This window comes from Nocardia sp. NPDC004722 (genome assembly GCF_053601505.1).
In genome coordinates this window covers 1-2,153 of sequence record NZ_JBSGBY010000943.1, presented here as the reverse complement: position 1 = coordinate 2,153, position 2,153 = coordinate 1, and the positions used below count along the sequence as shown (strand labels likewise).

Genomic DNA, 2,153 nt, shown 5'->3' with positions numbered 1-2,153 from the left:
GGGGCTAGCTCGCGATGTGGCGGGAGCGGTCGTCGAGCTCGCGACGCAGCACCTTGCCACTGGGATTGCGGGGGATCTCGGTCAGCGCCACGAAGTCCTTGGGCACCTTGTAGCGCTCCAGGCGGGCGCGGATATGAGCCTTCAGTTCGTCGGCCGCCGGGAGGCCGTGGCCGGGCGCGGGAACCAGGTAGGCGCGCAGCACCTGACCGTATTCCTCGTCCGGCACGCCGATCACGACCACATCGCCGATGGCGGGGTGGTCGGCGAGCACATCCTCGACCTCCTTCGGATAGATGTTCTCGCCGCCGGACACGATCATGTCGTCGTCGCGGCCGTCGATGTAGAGCAGTCCGCGCGCGTCGAAATGCCCCATGTCGCCCGTGTTCACGTAGCCGTCGACCACCTCCTTGGTCGGCGTCGGCGATGCCGGATCGGCCACGTAACCGTGATAGCCGACGCCGCCGCGCGCGAAGATCGTCCCGGTTTCGCCTGTGGCTGCGGGCGTGCGATCGGCCCGCAGCACCCGCACCTCGACCCCGATCGCGGGGCGGCCCACGGTTTTCGGGGATTCGGCCAGATCCGCCGCCGTCGCCAGGGCCACCACGCCCGCCTCGGTGGAACCGTAACCATTGACGAGGATGGGTCCGAAGGCGGCGATGAACGCACTGATCGTCGCCGGGGCGATCGGGGCCGCGCCGGTCACGGCCAAACGCAGGGAACCGGTGTGGAATTCGCGCCGACGCTGCGCCGGAACGGCCATCAGCCGCTGCAACATCACCGGCACGCCGACGAACACCGTGGCGCGATGGCGCTGGATATCGGCCAGCGCCTGCACCGGATCGAATCGGCGGCGGGTCACCACGGTCGCGCCCAGCGCGAGCCCGCCGACCAGAATCGCCAGCCCGAAACCGTGGAAGAACGGCGGGGCGAGCACCATCACGTCGCGGGAGCTGAACCGGGTCGCGGACATGCCGGTGGCGGTCATCTCCACCAGCGCCCCGGTCCGCATCGGACGCGAGACGCCCTTGGCCAGTCCGCTGGTGCCGGAGGTCAGCAGTGTGATCTTCACCTGGCCGCGCACCGGCGGCGGAGCCGGATGGGTTTGCCGGGCAAGGGAATCCAGTGACAATCCGGCAGGCTCGTCCTGCCAGGCGACCACTCGGGTGCCCGCGACTTCGGCGACTGCCTCCCGGTACTCCTGATCGTGCACCAGAATGTCGGGCCGATGCCGGTCGAGGACGCGGGTCAGCTGTGCCGCCGGGAGATCGGTATTGAGGAACACCAACTCACAGCCGAGCTGCGCGCCCACCAGCGCGGCCTCGACGAAGCCGCGGTGATTGCGGCACAGCACGGCCAACGTCCGGGCTTCCGGCGCGGTCGCGTGCAGCGCGGCCGCGATCGCCTCCGAACGGCGTTGCAGCTCACCGTAGGTCACCGTGCCGCGGTCGTCGATGATCGCGGCGCGGTCCGGGTACCGTGCCGCGGACAATGCCACCACCATGGCGAGCGACGGGCCGAACTGCCTCAGCGACTTGATGATTCGCGCCGCCCCGCCGAGCCCGACCGGACGCAGCGCGCCCGAGGTGACCAGCGGCACCACCGCGTCACGCCACCGGAATTCCCTGCTCTCACGCGACACGATCGGCTCCCCGCTCCAGCCGTGCCAGCGAGGCCGCGGTATCCGGCAGATGGCGGTAGAGCCGCGTGGTGACCACCTCGATCGTGTTGCGCAGCAACGACACCAGCACGGCAGAGGGGCGACCGTAGGCGGGAGTGAGGGTGCGTGGCTTGCGCACGAGCGCCTTGGCGATCACAAAGCCCGCCTCCCGCGCGGACTGCCCCGGCAGCGCCGAGATCCAGCCGCTGGGCGCACTCATCCGGGTGAACATGGATCCGGCGTAGAGGGTCGTCAGGGTGACGCCGTCGGGGCGGGCCTCCATGGCCACCGAGCGCATCCAGATATCGAACGCGGCCTTGGACGACAGATAGAACCCCCACTTCGGGGCGACCGGGAACATGACGGCCACCGTCGACACGTTGACGATGTGACCGGAGCCGCGGGCGCCGTGTAGGGAATCGTTCACCCGTTTCGAGACGCAGGAGCCGTATTTGACCGGGCACAGTTCTGTCCTTTTCCCGTTGTCGGCTGCGCA

General features: G+C 69.5%; 2 protein-coding genes. Both read right to left on the bottom strand.

The genetic code is table 11. From position 1 onward, the window contains the following. Nucleotides 1-4: 4 nt before the first annotated feature. On the bottom strand, nt 5-1,501 hold the full coding sequence (locus ACWELQ_RS44375) for an AMP-binding protein (protein WP_452402963.1): 1,497 nt from the start codon (nt 1,499-1,501) through the stop codon (nt 5-7). Between the two features lie 127 nt (nt 1,502-1,628). Further along, nucleotides 1,629-2,153: SDR family NAD(P)-dependent oxidoreductase (locus ACWELQ_RS44370; RefSeq protein ID WP_452402962.1), on the bottom strand; the 525-nt coding region annotated here is incomplete at its 5' end.

Excerpts from the sequence above, each read along its gene's own strand:
- ACWELQ_RS44375 (WP_452402963.1), bottom strand. The coding sequence starts at position 1,501 with ATGGTGGTGGCATTGTCCGCGGCACGGTACCCGGACCGCGCCGCGATC.